Below are 15,170 nucleotides of genomic sequence, written 5' to 3'. Positions count from 1 at the left end.
TCCATCTGTTCCCTTGCCCACACCCACATCTGCATCCGCATTCACGCCCGATCCCGCTCCGGTTGCCGTCACCCGCACCGACATTTTTATCAATCCCGATCGCGCGCGCGTGCTGATCCGGCCGTTCACGCCGGCGAGCGAGCACCGTATCGTAAAAATCATTGCGCGCCTGCTCGCCTTGCCGGAGAGCGCCATCGAGGCGCTGCTCGCGCAGGTGATGGCGGAGTTTTCCGGGCGCCACCAGAAAACGAAGGATCTCTTTCTCGAACGTTTCGAATTCGTGCGCCCCTGTCTCGTGACCGACCTCGAGCTCTCCGAGGCCCGCAAGCTGGTGATCGGCTCCTACTTCACGCACGAGTATTCGCTGGAGGCGGCGGCGCTCTTCAACCCGTCCATCGTGCCGCATCCGGACCAGACCGACCTGCCTCCGGGCGCGACGCGCTTTGTGCTCAGCCTGCGCGCCACCGGCGAGGGCCACGTTTCGTCGATCACGTTTCGCACCGGCGTGGTCGATGCGGACAACCGGATCAGCATCAGCACGCCGACGCGCTTCGTCACCGAACCGCAGCCGGTGCGCGACATGGCCTACGCCCGGCCGCGGTTTGCGCAGCAACTCGCGGAAGCCGGCTACGCGGGCGAATTCACCCGCCGCACCCTCGCCGCGCTCGGCGACGCCTTTTCCCTCGACGAATTGCGGACCGCGATCGCCCTCGTGCAAAACCAGCTCGGTGCAGGCGACCCCGCCGGGACCCTCGCCACTGCGGGCGCGATCCTCACGCTCGCGCTCTCGAACTGCCAGGTGCGTTTTCCGGCCGACCAGCGGATGTCGGAGCGCGTGATCTTTCCCCGCTCGCCCAGCCAGAGCAACGGCATCGAGGACGCGCGCTTCGTCCGCTTCCGGAACGATGACGGCACGCCAACCTGGTTCGCCACCTACACGGCTTACGACGGTCGCGCCACCCATCCGCAACTGCTGGAGACGAACGATTTTCTGGACTTCAGGTTCATCACGCTCGGCGGCTCCGCCGTGCAGAACAAGGGCATGGCGCTCTTCCCGCAAAAAATCGGCGGTCGCTACGCGATGCTCTCGCGGCAGGACAACGAGAACATTTTCATCATGTTCTCCGACGACCTGTACTTCTGGCGCTCGGCGACGCTTCTGCTCAAGCCGACCTTTGCCTGGGAGTTCGTGCAGCTCGGCAACTGCGGTTCGCCGATCGAGACCGAACGGGGCTGGCTCGTGCTGAGCCATGGCGTCGGGGCGATGCGCAAGTACTCCATCGGCGCCTTTCTGCTCGATCGCGACGACCCGACCAAAGTGCTCGGCCGCCTGCGCGAGCCGCTGATCACGCCGACCGAGGACGAGCGCGAGGGGTATGTGCCCAACGTCGTCTATTCGTGCGGCGCGATGCTGCACGGCCGCGAGCTGATCATCCCGTATGCGGTTTCCGACTACGCGACTCGCTTCGCCACGGTTTCCGTCGATGCGGTGCTGGCGGCGATGGCCTGAACCGCCGCCGGCGCTACGCTACAAAGGCCGCCGCACGCGCACCTCTGTCGTCAACCGCGCCACGGCCGGCATCGCGCTGAAGAAGGAGCCCTGGATCGGATTCACGCTCTCGGCCACGACGGCGTGGGCCACGGGCACGTAGGCGTTGTCGCAAAAAAGGCCGTGCGTCGGGTCGAGCCCTTTCCAGCCGGCGCCGGGCAGGAACACTTCCGCCCAGGCGTGCATGGCGGCGCTGCCCGAACCGTTGTCCGCGGGATCGAACAGGTAGCCGCTGACGAACCGCGCCGCGAGGCCGAGCGCGCGGGCGCATTCGATGAACAGGACGGCGAAATCCCGGCACGAGCCCGAGCCGAGGGTGATCGTGGCGAGCGCGGTCTGGATGCCGGCCTCGTCGCGCCGCCGGTAGGAAAGGCTCCGGTTGATCACCTGATTGAAGGCGAGAAGCCACGCCACGGTTTCCCGCGGCCGGGCGACGAATCGCGCATCGAGCCAGCGCAGCAGGGTTTCGCGAGTGGCGCTTGCCGGCGGCGTGAGATAGATCGAGAGATTGAAGCGGTGCAGGGGTTCGTAGACGAAGGGGAAGGTCGTCGCGTAGTCGCGGACGAGAAAGTCGAACGGCGGCGTGTCGGTGGTGGTGACGGCGCATCCGGAGCGGATTTCGAGGGTCGCTGCGTTCCGGAAAAATTGCACGCTGGCCGGCAGGTTGTCGAAATCGTCGCGCATCCAGTCCACCCGCGCCTCGGGCCGGAAGGTGAAGGCGAAGCGGTTCACCTGAAGCAGCGGATTCTCGCGCGGCCGCAGGTAGAGCAGATGCGGATAAAACTGCACTTCGCGATCGTATTCGTAACGGGTGACGTGAGAGATTTCGAGGTGCATGCGTCAGGCGGTGCGGGAGGCGCAAGGCCGGTGACGGCAACACGGACAGCATGAGCAAGAGTCTGGCGGGACACCTGTAGCCTGTGCGGCGCAGGACGGCGGAGGCGCGGAGATCTGACCGGTCTTCATGTGCCAGCTTAACCCGGCAAGCGACGATCCGCCATGGGGTGAACGCCCACCCGGCCGCCCGGGCCCGGGCTGGCGGTTCGCAGGATTTTATCCGGTCTTCTTGTCGAACAGCGCTCTCCGTATCCGGTCGCGTTCGCGGTCGATCTGCTCGCGGGTGGCATTGAACTGGCCGAGGATAAACTCCGTCATCGCCAGCGCGACTTCGCCTTCGCCCGTGAAGACGCGATCCGCGCCTGCGACGCGCAGGGCGGCCACCTCGTGCAGGTAGGCGGTCCGCGCGAGCACGCGGATGCGCGGATTGAGTTCGCGCGCCACGCGGATCACTTCGCGACCGGCCTCGATGCTCGACGCGCTGAGAATGAGAACATCGGCATGCTTGAGGCCCGCCTGCCGGAGCGTCTCCCGATGGCCGGCATCGCCGTACACCGCCGTGGCGCCTTCGGTCCGCAACTGCTGCACGGTCTCGAGATTGAGTTCGACGACGATCGGTTCGATGTCGTTGTCCTTCATCAGCCGGACCACCGTCTGCCCCACCGGACCGAATCCCACGATCACGGCGCGGTGGCGCGCATCCGGCTCCGGCTTTCCGTTGGCCACGCGCGCGCCGTGATCATGCACGTTGAGCCAGCGCCAGAGCCACGGCCTGCGTGAGACCCACGCCTCGACCGGCTTCACGGTGCGATAGAGAAGAGGGTTGAGTGTGATCGAGACGACCGCGGCTGCGACCAGGATGTTGGACGCCTGCTCGGGGAGGATTTTCAACTGGCGGCCCATGGCCGCGAGGATGAAGGAAAACTCGCCGATCTGGGCCATCGCCATCGCCACCGACAACGCCACCCGAAACGGATACCGCATTGCCACGACGAGACCGAGCGCGGCCGCCGGTTTCCCGATCAGGATGACGCCGAGCGTGGCGAGCGCGATCCAGGGTGATTCCAGCAGACTGCTGAAATCGAAAAGCATGCCGATCGAAACAAAAAAAAGCACCGCGAACGCATCGCGCATCGGCAGCGCATCCGTGGCCGCCCGCAAGCTGAAGTCCGACCGCCCCACGACCATGCCCGCCAGAAACGCCCCTAACGCCATCGACACGCCGAACAGCGCCGCCGATCCCACGGCGATGCCGAGGGCGATCGCCAGCACGCCGAGCGTGAACAGTTCCTGCGAGCCCGTGGCGGCGATGAACGTGAGCAGGCGGGGGATCAGCCAGTTGCCGACCGCAAAGGTGAACCCGACCAGCGCGCCGATCTTCAGGGTTGCCACGCCGAGGGCCAGCGGGATGCCGCTGCCGCCCGCGTCGCCGCCCGGCCCGAAGATGGCCGGAAGCAGGACGAGCACGAATACCGTCAGCAGATCCTCCACCACCAGCCAGCCGATCGCGATGTGTCCGGTCGGCGTGTGCAGGTGATTGTTGTCCACCAGCACGCGGGTCAGCACGACGGTGCTCGCGACGGAAAGGGCGAGGCCGAAAACGATGCCCGCCGGCCAGCTCCACCCGAAACCGTACACCACTACGGCGCCCAGGAGCGTCGCGGTGGCACTCTGCACCAGCGCGCCCGGGATCGCGACGCGCCTGACCGCCAGCAATTCCTTGAAATGAAACTGGAGGCCGACACCGAACATCAGCAGGATGACGCCGATCTCCGAGAGCTGCTCCGCCATTTCCTTGTTGGCGACGAAGCCGGGCGTGTGCGGGCTGACGACGATGCCGGCCAGCAGGTAGCCGACGATGGGGGAAAGCCCCAGACGCTGCGTGCCCAGACCCAGCACGAGCGCCGTGATGAAGCCGCCGGTCAGGGTCAGAATAAGGTCGAGTTGATGCATGGTTCCGGACAGAGGCCGGACGGCGATCTCCGCTCGGGCGGTTCGCGCGGGATCGATCTTCGCCGGCCGGCCCCGCTACAAATATAAGCACGAACGCCACCCGCCGACATGGGGTGTTCACCCACCCCGACGGCGATCCCGCAGCAGTGGCACGGGCATCCCTGCCCGTGGACGGTGCGAAGCGCCGCCTTCCGGAACACGGGCCGGAAGCCCGTGCCACGATCGAAGGTAGGACAAGACCCCATAGCGGCGGAAGCGCGGAGGGCGTAGAGTCCAGGTTCAGTTTATGAAAATCAAAAACATGTCAGTCCTGTTACTGCTCATCGTCAGCCCGATCGCCCTGCTCGCCTCGCCCGCAACCGATCGCAAGATCGAGGATGCCGCGAAGGCGTCCTGGAATTACCGCACCGTCCTCGAGGACAACGTGACGGTGAAAGCCCGCGACGGCGTGGTCACTCTTACCGGCACCGTGCGGGATTCGGATGAAAAGGCTCTCGCCGAGGACACCGTGGAAAATCTCCCGGGTGTCACGAGCGTGAACAACAAACTCACCGTCAAGTCCGCCTATCCCGAACACTCGGACGCGTGGATGGCCTTCAAAATCCGCAGCCGGTTGCTGACGAAAGCCAACGTCAGCATCGCCACCACCAAGGTCGACGTGCAGGACGGTGCTGTCACCCTCACCGGCACGGCCGACAACATTGCCCAGAAAGAGCTCACCGGGATTTATGCCGGAGAGATCGACTGGGTGAAATCGGTCACGAACAACATCGTCGTGGAAGCCAAACCCGCCACGGGTGAGACGGTCACCGAGACGATCGACGACGCCTCCATCACCAGCCAGGTGAAATACGCGCTCTTCAGCCACAAGTCGACCAGCGCGCTCAAGACCAAAGTCACCACGGTCGACGGCGTAACCACCCTTACCGGTGAAGCCGCCTCCAATGCCGAGAAATCTCTCGCCACCAAACTCGCCGGAGACGTCCGCGGCGTGAGGTCGGTCAACAACAACATGACGGTGAAGAGCTGAGCCGGAAGATTCTTTATCTCCTGCCTCGCTGGCCCGACGGGAATACCGCCGGGTCTCTCCGGGGCGCCTCGCCACCCTGACCGTCACAAACTACAAAAATCATGAACAGACCTGTATCCATCGCGCTGCTCGCAGGCGGCATCGTTCTCATCATCTACGGCATCAGCGCCTCCGACTCGATCGGCTCGGGCTTCTCCCGCTTTTTCACCGGCGCTCCGACCGACAAAACCATGTGGTTGCTCATCGGCGGCCTCGTCGCAGCCATCGCGGGTGCGGTCGGTCTGTTCCGCGGATCGAAAGCCCTGTAACCCGTAACCTGTAACCGACTTTTCCCATGCTAAGCTACGCTATCATCTTTCTCGTCATCTCGCTCGTCGCGGCCGTCCTCGGCTTTGGCGTCATCTCCGGCACTGCCGCCACGATCGCCAAGGTTCTCTTCGTCATCTTCCTCGTGCTCTTTATCATCTCGCTGGTGCGCTCCAGGAGAGTCTGACCGTTCCGGTCACCATCCATCCATCCGTTTATATTTCCATGAAAAACAACAGTGAAACCACCGCCCGGACATCCAAGGAACTTCTCGACGATCTTCACACCCTCGTCGCGGAAGTCGAAAAGCTGACCGGCGACTCCGCCTCCGAACCTGCCGCCGACACCCTCGAGGCACTGCGTGCGCGCTTCACTGCCGCACAGGAGCGCCTGACCGATCTCTGTGCGTGCACAAAGAAAAAAATCGTCGCCGGGGCACACTGCGCCGACGAAGCCATCCGCGCCAAGCCGTATCAGGCTCTGGCCATCGCGGCCGGCGTCGGTCTGTTCATCGGCTTCCTCGCGGGCCGCCGCAGCAAGTCCGCTGACTGAAATGAAGAATCCGCCGCCTTCCGGTCCGGCCGGTTTTGTGGATTCGCTGCGGGCGCTCGGCGATGGCCTCATCGCCCTCCTGCAGCACCGCCTCGAACTGTTCTCCGTCGAGTTGCAGGAGGAAAAATATCGCCTGATCCGGATTTTTATCTGGATCAGCGCGGTCGTTTTCACGGCCATGCTGGCGGTCACCTTCGCCAGCCTCGCGCTGGTTTGTTTTTTCCGGGAAAGCGCCCGCCTCGCCGTGCTGGGCGGACTGACGATTTTTTATGCCGGGGCGCTGGTGACGCTCGTGATTGCGTTTCGCCGCTCCCTTGCCCGCCAGCCAAAACCGCTCGCCGCCACGCTGGGCGAGATCGGGAAAGACCGCTCATGTATCCGTCCCGGGAACTGATCGGCCTTGCGACCCGCAAGGAAACGCTGCTGGGGGAGATTGCGCTCCGCCGCGCCCGATGCGCCGAGGCCGCGGCCCGGGTGGCTCAACCCCTGGAATGGCTGGACCGAGGAATGGCATTCTGGCGGCGATTTTCGCCGCTCGTGCGATTCGCGGCCATACCGCTGGGCCTCCTTCTCCGGCGCATGATTTTTCCCCGTCCGGGAAAGAAAATCCGGAGCCCGCTTGTCGGCTGGGGATCGCTCGCCTTCGTTGTCGTGCGCGGCATCATTGCCGCGACCGCGACGGCCCGGGGTTCGCCCAAAAAGGAACCGCCCGCCCGCGTTCGGGCTGGTTGTTCGATTTCGGGTAATACCCCATAGCCTCCGACGCTCTTCCCCGGTATACTCCCACATGGATACAAATTCTCCCGATAAAAACCATCCGGCCGAAAACGAAAACCCCGCCGGCGTGCCGGCGGCTCGCGAGAGGGTGCATCGGCGCACGCGCGAACTGGCCGTGATCGCCGGCCATGCGCCGCCGCACGTATCGCAGGCCAACTACGAGCAGGCGAAGCGTGAAGTGACGGGCGAATCCGATGCGGACCGGCAGGAGGCGATGCTCGACTCGATCAACGAAGTAAAACCTTGGGACCCCGCGCCGGGCTCGGCCGGGAGCCAGACCGCCGAGCCCCCCGACGAGGACGAGGATGCGGAGGGCCGGAGCGAAAGCGAACAACTGGCCGAAAAAGGCGTCGAGGAAGCCGGCGAGGACCGGATGCGCCAGGCCGCCCGGGCCGCCGGGCGAGAAGACCGGCGCGAACCGTGAGTTTCCCGAGGGAGCGGGGAGGGGGCCGGTCTCCGCCCGCTCGCTGACCGTGGCAGATTCCCCGACCATCATTATTTTCCGGATACACCGCCGCGCTGAAGCAGGGCTGGCCGCCCGGCCTCCGACATGCACTCGAATGCGATACCCATCACTCACGGATCCGGAACCCTCCTCGCGGCGGAATACGGGTTGCTGACCATCGTCCGCGGACTGCTCGACGAGGAGAATGGCAGCCACGCCGAAGGCCTCGCCCGCATCCTCGAACATCATGGCGAGCAACCCGGCGCCACCCTCACTTTGCCGGAACAACGTGACAGATTGCTGCCGCATTGTGATTTTGACGAGGTGGACCGATTGGTTTCGCAACGGATCGCGGCCGGGCGCCGGTAGGGCATCACCCCATTTTTGGGCCGGATGTTTTCGGATAGTCTCGCGTCGATGGACAAGTCACGGCGCTTTTACGATCCCTCATCGTCCAGCGACCGCCTCACAGCGTTGCCCGGACGACGATTTGCTGCCGATGCGAAAGCGAAGCCCCGTCGTCCATCCATGCCGGGGATGCCACCGGATCGCGGCCGCCCCGATGCGACCGCCGTCCGGGAAACGGAGCATGACGCCGCGCTGGTGAGGCGTTTCAACGCCGGGGATGCCGCCGCCTTTGCCGAGATTGTCATGCTTCATCGCGGGAAAATGTTCGCCATCGCGTACGCCCTGCTGCGCAACCGTGCCGATGCCGAGGAAATCGTCCAGGACACGTTCATCCGCGCGCATCGCGGCCTGGCGCTCTTCCGGGGCGAATGCCCGCTCGCCGCCTGGTTGCACCGGATCACCGCCAATCTCTCGCGTAACCGCTACTGGTATTTTTTCTGCCGCCGTCGTCATGCGACTCTCTCTTTTGACTGCGTGCTCAATGCCGACAGCACGACGACCTTCGCGGACCTCGTTGCCAGTGATGATCCCGACCCCGTGCGCGAAGCGATGAACCGCGAATTTCTCGCGCACGTCACGGCGTGCATGGAGGAACTCGGCGTCCTCCAGCGTGAAATCCTCACGTTGCGCAATCGTCAGGGCTGCTCCTATGACGAAATCGCCGACACCCTCGGCCTCAGCCCGGGCACGGTGAAAAGCCGCATCGGCCGGGCCCGGGAAGATCTTCGCAAACGTCTTGTCCGGATCTATCCCGAGGCCGCATCGGGAAGCTCGCCCTTGTCCCGGTGGTTTGAGCCCGACCGTCCGCCCTGTCACCTGGGTGGCCTTGTTATCGGGAGTCCGGCCCGGTGAGACTCCGCCCGCCTGGCAGGGAAGGTGTGCCGGGTGCGCATCTGCGTCACTTTATCGAACGGTCGGGGGAACTGAACCGTCCGGTGACCGGAGCTCTTTCCGTTGCACACAACAAGCCCCGGGATATTTTTACCCCGGGGCCTGTTATTCCTTTGACCTTGATCGGTCACGCTTGCCTTGCAGGGATGTTCCCGTTTTTACGCGACTGTTTTGCCGTGACCCTGACGCCTCCGCCAGATGACGAAGCCAAGAGCGCCGAGGGGAGTCAGCCAGAGAGCGGCGGCCGGCTCCGGAACGGGCACCACGTTGATGCCATCGGCAGCATACGTCAGGCCGCCGCTCCAGTCGCCGCCATCGAGGCCGCCCTGGGCATCGATCTGGTTGGTGTCGAGCGAGACGCCGGCCAGCGCCAGCAGCCGGGCTCCGCCAGCGGTTTCGGCGCCGGCAGTGATGCTGGTGCCCGAAATGTAATTCCCCGCGATCACGTTGTTGGCGCCGAAGGTGATTTCGGCACCGGCGTTCCAGAAGATGCCGAGATCGCTACCGCCGCCGGAACCGGTGTTGATGACCGTGACTGACGAATCGACGGAGGTGATGAGCGAGGTGCCGATCTGGAAAACCCAGAATGCGCCATCCTGTCCGTTGGCGTCGAGTGTGAGCGCTCCGGTCAGCGTCGCCCCGGCGTCAAACTTGTAAACACCCGGGAGCAGGGTCAGCCCGCCCAGATCCACGTTGCTCAGGGTCGTGTCGAACGCCATGAGAGCCAGACCCGTGGCGGCCGTGATGAGATCGAGCCGTGCCTGGCCGGTCACATCGCCGGCTCCGATGATGCTCCCGTTCTCGATCTCCGCCGGAGGAAAGCCGGTGATCGCGGTGCCCGGACCGACACCGACGTTGCCGTTGCTGATCACCGTGCCGTCGCTACCGGTGCTGGTAATGGCCGTGCCACCGAGCAGCGCGAAGTCACCCGCCGAGAGCAGGATGGACTGGGCGGAAACGGTGGCCGGGACGCAAAACGCTGCGGCGAGCGCTGCCACAGGGAAAAGTATCGAACGTATGATTTTGAGCATGAGGGACAGTATGCACCCTTTCAGCCTCTGCCGTTATGGGGTGTTACCCTACCTCCGCGCACCTGCGCCCGCTGCACGCAGGCTGCCCCGGGATTCAGGCCATCTGGGTGATAGTCTTGCGGAACCGGTTCAGCGCGATGCCGAAAAACACCGCGCCGATCGCGGCCAGGGTCAGGAACTGCGGCCAGACGACGTCGAGGCCGGCATCGCGGAAGAGGATGGCCTGGCCGACCGCCACGAAGTGCGTGGTGGGCGCGACCAGCATCAGGTTCTGCACGAGCTCCGGCATGCTTTCGCGCGGGGTCGAGCCGCCCGAGAGCATTTGCAGCGGCAGCAGGATCAGCACCGCGAGCAACCCGAATTGCGGCATCGAGCGCGCCAGTGTGGCCATGAAGATGCCCATCGAGGTGGCGGCGAACAGGTGCAGCGCGGCACCGGCCATGAACAGCACCACCGAGCCTTCGATCGGCACGCTTAGCGCCCCTTTCACGACGAACACCAGGGCAATGGTCGAGGCGACCAGCACCACCAGGCCCATCGACCAGACCTTGGCCAGCATGATCTCGGCCGGCGTGACCGGCATCGCCAGCAGGTGCTCGATGGTGCCGTGCTCGCGCTCACGGATCAGCGCGGCGCCGGTCAGGATGATCGACATCAGGGTGACGCTGTTGATCAGCTCCATCAGAGAGCCGAACCACGCCTGCTCCAGGTTGGGGTTGAAGCGCATGCGCAGCGCGAGTTCCACCGCCGGGGCGGCGTTGCCGCGGTAACGCTGGACGAACGCGGTGACTTCGTCCGTCACCATCTGCTGGATGTAGCCGCTGCCGGTGAAGGCCTGGCTCATGCGGGTGGCGTCGACGTTGAGCTGGATCGCCGGCGACTTGCCGGCCAGCACGTCGCGCTGGAAATCGGGCGGGATGTCGATCACGAAGGTATAGGAGCCGGCATCCAGGACGGAATCGATGCCGGCCAGCGAGATCATCGCCGGGGGCTTGAAGCGGGGCGGGAAAAACGCCGAGGCGATGGCCGCCGACAGCGGCGAGCCGTCTTCGTCCACGATGGCGACAGGCGTGTTGTGCAGGGTCTCCGGCACCGCCGTGGCCGCGACGTAGATCGACAGCGTGAAGATGTAGGCGATCAGCGCGAGCATCATCGGTTCGCGCGCCAGGCTCCACAGTTCCTTGACGCCGAGCCGGTAGATATTGGCGGCATGCGACATGGTTCAGGTCTCCTGTTTTTTCAGCAGCACGATGGAGAGGCCCAGGATCACCACCACCGCCAGCAGCAGCGGCCCGAACCCGGCGTAGAGGTCGGGGAACCCGAGCGCCTTGTTGAACACGCCCCGGCTGATGGTGAGGAAATGCGAGGCCGGGTAAACACGGCCGATGACCGCGCCCGCACCCTCCAGCGAGGAGACCGGGTTGATCATGCCGGCGAACTGGACGGCCGGGATCATGGTGCCGATCATGGCCACGAAGATCGCCGCGATCTGGCTGCGGGTGAAGGTGGAGGCGAACAGGCCGAAGCCGGTCGAGAAGGTCACGAAGAGGAGCGTCGCCGCCGCGAGCGTGAGGAAGCTGCCCTTGATCGGCACACCGAAGAGCGTGACGGCGAGCAGGGTCATCAGTGCGAAGTTGAGCATCGCCAGCGCGATGTAGGGCAGTTGCTTGCCGAGCAGGAATTCGCTGCGGGTGACGGGCGTGACGTAGAGGTTGAGGATCGAGCCGAGCTCCTTCTCGCGCACGACCGACAGCGCGGCCAGCATGGCCGGGATCATGAGGAGGAGCATGGGGATAACCGCGGGAATCATCGCCGGCAGGCTCTTGACGTCGGGATTGTAGCGATAGCGCGTCTCGATCGTGGCCGGGGCGGCCGCGGAGCCTGCGTCGGGCCGGAGCCGCGCCTGGTCCGTCAGCCAGCCCTGGTGCATGCCCTGCACGTAGCCTTTCACCGTCTCGGCGCGCTGGGGCATGGAGCCGTCCACCCAGGCGCCGATCTGCACGGCGCGACCGCGCGCGGCGTCCCGCGCGAAGCCGGGCGGGATCTCGATGGCCAGCGCGAGTTCGCCGGAGCGCATGCGCCGGTCGAGGTCGTCGTAGCCGGCGATCGGCGGGCGTTCGACGAAGTAACGCGAGCCGGAGAGGTTGAGCGCGTAGTTCTGGCTGAGCGTGGTCTGGTCGCGGTCGAGCACGGCGTAGGTGAGGTCCTCCACGTCCAGGCTGATGCCGTAGCCGATCACGAACATGAGGATGGCCGCGCCGAGCAGCGCCATGGTGGCGCGCACCGGGTCGCGCCGGAGCTCCAGGGTCTCGCGCAGGCTGAAGCTCCAGGCGCGGGCGGGGTTGAAGGAAAACCAGTGGCGCGAGGACGCGGTGGCCGGCGCGCGGGCGGGAGGCGGCGGTGCCTTCGTCTCCGGTGTTTTCGCCGCACCGCGCGCGCCGGCCTCCTCCAGGTAGCCGATGAAGGCCCGCTCCAGCGTATCCACTCCCCGGTTACGCACCAGGTCGGCCGGCACGTCCGTCACGAGCACGCGGCCGGCGTGCATGAGCGAGATGCGGTCGCAGCGCCCGGCCTCGTTCATGAAGTGGGTGGAGATGAAGATCGTGACCAGGTCGTTGCGCGCCAGATCGATCATCAGTTGCCAGAGGCTGTCGCGTGCGACGGGGTCCACGCCCGAGGTCGGCTCGTCGAGGATCAGCAACTCGGGCTTGTGCACCATCGCCACGGCCAGCGAGAGACGCTGGCGGATGCCGAGCGGGAGGTTGTCGGGCATGGCGTCGAGCGAGCGAACGAGGCCGAAGCGCCGCGCCATCTCGTCCACCCGCGCGGGGATGTCCGCCTCCGGCAGGCGGAAGAGGCGGGCGTGCAGCACGAGGTTCTGGCGCACCGAGAGCTCCGAATAGAGCGAGAACGCCTGCGACATATAGCCGACGCGGCGGCGCGTGGCGATGTCCTTCGGGTCGACTTCGCGCCCGAAGAGCGAGGCGCGGCCTTCGCTGGCCGAGAGCAGGCCGGTCAGCATTTTCATGGTGGTGGACTTGCCGCAGCCGTTGGAGCCGAGGAAGCCGAAGATCTCGCCGCGGCGAATGCGGAAGCTGACGTGATCGACGGCGACGAATTGGCTGAAGCGCATGGTGAGGTCCGTAGCCTCGATGGCGATCTCGGCATTCTCCCCGCCGGCGAGGGGCGGGATGGTCACTTCGCGGTGTTCGCGGCGTTTCTCTTCGGGCAGCAGGGCGATGAAGGCGGTGTCGAGCGTGTCGCTGCCGGCGCGTTCGAGCAGTTCGGCGGGCGTGCCGGTGGCCAGCACCCGGCCGTCGTCCATCGCGACCAGCCAGTCGAAGCGCTCGGCCTCGTCCATGTAGGCGGTGGCGACGATCACGCTCATGCCGGGGCGCTGGTCGCGGATGTGCCGGATGAGGTCCCAGAACTGGGCGCGGGCCAGCGGATCGACGCCGGTGGTGGGTTCGTCGAGGATGAGCAGGTCGGGGTCGTGGATGAGCGCGCAGCACAGGCCGAGTTTCTGTTTCATGCCGCCGGAGAGCTTGCCGGCGGGGCGCGAGAGGAACGGAGACAGGCCGGTGCTTAAGGTCAGCTCGTCGATGCGGCGGCGGCGCTCGGCGGCGTCGTGGCCGAAGAGGCGGCCGAAGAACTGGAGGTTTTCCTCCACCGAGAGCGTGGCGTAGAGGTTCTTGCCGAGGCCCTGGGGCATGTAGGCGATGTGGGGGCAGACGCGCTCGCGGTGGCGCGTTTCGGCCATGTCGCCATCGAGGACGCGCACGCTGCCTTCCTGCACGGCCCGCGCGCCGGAGATCAGCGAGAGCAGGCTGGACTTGCCCACGCCGTCAGGGCCGATCAGGCCGACCATGCGGCCGGCGGGGAGGTCGAGCGTGATGCCGTCCAGCGCCACGGTTTTCCCGTAGTGGAGGATGACGCCATCCAGGCGGGCGACGGGCGCGGGGGCAGACGCGGGCGTGGACGTGGACGTCTCCGGGGTCATTCCGGCACCCTGATTTCCAGATCGGCCGGCCACGCGGCCTGCGCATCGAGCTTGAGCCAGGCCACGCCGGGCAGGCCGGTCTTGACCAGCCTGACGTGTTTTTTCAGCAGCGCGGGGTCGATCTGGGCTTTGACGCGAAACATCAGTTTCTGCCGTTCGCTGGCGGTCTCCACGGTCTTGGGGGTGAACTGCGCAACCGCGGAGACGTAGGACACGCTGGCGGGGATCACGTATTGCGGCGCGGCGTCGAGCACGATGTGGACGGGGCTGCCCAGCGCCAACCGGCCGACGACCGTCTCGGGCAGGAAGAAGGTCATGTAGACGTCGCCCAGATCGACGAGGTTGAGGACTTTGCCGCCGGCGGCGAGGACTTCGCCGGGCTGTGCGACGCGGTATTGCACGCGGCCGTCGCGGGGCGAGGCGAGCAGGCTGTCCCGGATGTCGGCTTCGACGCGGGCGACGGTCGCCTCGGCCGCGGCCACGCCGTCGACGGCGCCGACGACCTGGGCCTCGGCGGCCCGGACGGCGGCCGCGGCGGCGACCACCTGGGCCTGTGCCGCGGTCAGGGCAGCCACCGCGCCATCCACGCGGGCGCGGTCGTCGTCAAACTCCTGGATGGTCATGGCGCCGGCGCGGGAGAGCGTTTCGCTGCGCGCGAGCCGCCGCTGCGCGGCGTCCAGTTCGCTCTCGCGCTGCACCACGACGGCGCGGGCGGCGGCGGTGTCGCTCTGGCGCGCGGCCACCTGGGCTTCGGCGCTGGCGACCTCGCTCGTGGCCTGGCGGGACTGGGCGCGCGCCTCGTTGCGCTGCGCCTCGAGCACGTCGACCTGCATCTGCGCGAGGGGCTGGCCGGCCTGCACGAAGTCGCCTTCGTTGACCATCATTTCGTGGATACGTCCGGCGAGCTTGGCGGCGATGTCGATCCCGGTGGCCTCGATCCGGCCGTTGCCGCTGACAAAGCCTTCGCCCGGGCCGGAGGGTTTGAGGGCGCTCCAGACCAGCACCGCGATCACGATGACGACGGCGGCGATGGCGGCCGAAACCAGCACCTTTTTTTTGACCGAGGCGCCCTTTTTCCCGGGCGGTGTCTCGTCCTTTTTGGCCTTCCCGTCTTTTTCGGCGGGCGTGTCCTTCCCTGATTTTTCAGGCTCCCCGGCCTTCTCGTCGGGCTTGGCCCCGGCGTCCGGCGCGGCGGGTGGCGGAGCGGTGGCATGGTCGTCGGGTTTGGCTGGTGGAGCCGGCGATGCAGCGGGCGGGGGAGCAGCGGGTGCGGCGGGCTGGTTGTTGTCCGGTACGGTGGCCTGGGCAACCATCGCGGCCGCCTGAGCCGCCATCGCAGCAGCCTGGGCGGCCATGGCCGCTGCCTGAATGGCCGGTGTGGCGGGCGAAGT

General features: G+C 66.2%; 16 protein-coding genes. 10 read left to right on the top strand and 6 right to left on the bottom strand.

Features of this window, described 5'->3' with window-relative positions; all coding sequences use genetic code 11:
* The first annotated feature begins 13 nt into the window (after positions 1–13).
* Entirely contained in the window at positions 14–1,510 is a 1,497-nt protein-coding gene (locus tag OPIT5_29635; protein AHF93726.1) for a glycosidase, read from the top strand.
* 18 nt (positions 1,511–1,528) lie between these two features.
* On the opposite strand, the gene OPIT5_29630 is transcribed toward OPIT5_29635, so the two are convergent.
* Together OPIT5_29630 and OPIT5_29625 are read right to left on the bottom strand one after the other, a co-directional pair.
* The gene (locus tag OPIT5_29630; protein AHF93725.1) at positions 1,529–2,386 is read right to left on the bottom strand and encodes a transglutaminase; all 858 of its coding nucleotides are present in this window, start codon (positions 2,384–2,386) and stop codon (positions 1,529–1,531) included.
* 216 nt (positions 2,387–2,602) lie between these two features.
* Positions 2,603–4,339, bottom strand: a complete 1,737-nt coding sequence (locus OPIT5_29625) for a sodium/hydrogen exchanger (protein ID AHF93724.1) — start codon at positions 4,337–4,339, stop codon at positions 2,603–2,605.
* 286 nt (positions 4,340–4,625) lie between these two features.
* Here OPIT5_29625 and OPIT5_29620 point away from each other — a divergent pair, with 286 nt between their 5' ends.
* The 9 genes from OPIT5_29620 (at position 4,626) to OPIT5_29580 (ending at position 8,709) form a co-directional block, all read left to right on the top strand.
* Positions 4,626–5,369 carry a transporter gene (locus OPIT5_29620; protein ID AHF93723.1) on the top strand — a complete coding sequence of 248 codons (744 nt, stop codon included), beginning with the start codon at positions 4,626–4,628 and terminating at the stop codon, positions 5,367–5,369.
* Positions 5,370–5,470: 101 nt separating this feature from the next.
* Positions 5,471–5,677, top strand: coding sequence for a membrane protein (locus OPIT5_29615; GenBank protein AHF93722.1), 207 nt, complete (start codon positions 5,471–5,473; stop codon positions 5,675–5,677).
* Positions 5,678–5,703: 26 nt separating this feature from the next.
* Entirely contained in the window at positions 5,704–5,862 is a 159-nt protein-coding gene (locus OPIT5_29610; protein ID AHF93721.1) for a membrane protein, read from the top strand.
* Positions 5,863–5,900: 38 nt separating this feature from the next.
* On the top strand, positions 5,901–6,227 hold the full coding sequence (locus OPIT5_29605) for a hypothetical protein (GenBank protein AHF93720.1): 327 nt from the start codon (positions 5,901–5,903) through the stop codon (positions 6,225–6,227).
* Position 6,228: 1 nt separating this feature from the next.
* A complete protein-coding gene (locus OPIT5_29600; GenBank protein ID AHF93719.1) occupies positions 6,229–6,621 on the top strand; it encodes a membrane protein in 393 nt (130 codons plus the stop codon).
* Positions 6,600–6,983 (top strand): hypothetical protein, encoded by a 384-nt coding sequence (locus OPIT5_29595; GenBank protein AHF93718.1) that lies wholly within the window; start codon positions 6,600–6,602, stop codon positions 6,981–6,983. The genes OPIT5_29600 and OPIT5_29595 overlap by 22 nt, the downstream gene beginning before the upstream one ends.
* Positions 6,984–7,014: 31 nt before the next feature.
* On the top strand, positions 7,015–7,428 hold the full coding sequence (locus OPIT5_29590) for a hypothetical protein (protein AHF94904.1): 414 nt from the start codon (positions 7,015–7,017) through the stop codon (positions 7,426–7,428).
* A gap of 126 nt (positions 7,429–7,554) precedes the next feature.
* A complete protein-coding gene (locus tag OPIT5_29585) occupies positions 7,555–7,818 on the top strand; it encodes a hypothetical protein (GenBank protein ID AHF94903.1) in 264 nt (87 codons plus the stop codon).
* 159 nt (positions 7,819–7,977) lie between these two features.
* Positions 7,978–8,709: an RNA polymerase subunit sigma-24 gene (locus OPIT5_29580; protein ID AHF93717.1), complete on the top strand. Its 732-nt coding sequence runs from the start codon at positions 7,978–7,980 to the stop codon at positions 8,707–8,709.
* A gap of 197 nt (positions 8,710–8,906) precedes the next feature.
* Here the strand turns inward: OPIT5_29580 and OPIT5_29575 are convergent, their stop codons facing one another.
* From OPIT5_29575 to OPIT5_29560, 4 genes are all read right to left on the bottom strand, one after another.
* Complete coding sequence (locus tag OPIT5_29575) at positions 8,907–9,779, bottom strand: hypothetical protein (protein ID AHF93716.1); 873 nt, start codon at positions 9,777–9,779, stop codon at positions 8,907–8,909.
* 94 nt (positions 9,780–9,873) lie between these two features.
* On the bottom strand, positions 9,874–10,998 hold the full coding sequence (locus OPIT5_29570) for a membrane protein (protein ID AHF93715.1): 1,125 nt from the start codon (positions 10,996–10,998) through the stop codon (positions 9,874–9,876).
* A gap of 3 nt (positions 10,999–11,001) precedes the next feature.
* On the bottom strand, positions 11,002–13,779 hold the full coding sequence (locus tag OPIT5_29565; protein AHF93714.1) for an ABC transporter: 2,778 nt from the start codon (positions 13,777–13,779) through the stop codon (positions 11,002–11,004).
* The gene (locus tag OPIT5_29560; protein AHF93713.1) at positions 13,776–15,134 is read right to left on the bottom strand and encodes a secretion protein HlyD family protein; all 1,359 of its coding nucleotides are present in this window, start codon (positions 15,132–15,134) and stop codon (positions 13,776–13,778) included. Before OPIT5_29560 ends, OPIT5_29565 begins: the two co-directional genes overlap by 4 nt.
* Between the last annotated feature and the right edge of the window lie 36 nt (positions 15,135–15,170).

Source organism: Opitutaceae bacterium TAV5, from assembly GCA_000242935.3.
Classification (GTDB): Bacteria; Verrucomicrobiota; Verrucomicrobiia; order Opitutales; family Opitutaceae; genus Geminisphaera.
Note: the sequence above shows the minus strand (reverse complement) of the source record. Positions and strands in the feature narration are given on the sequence as shown.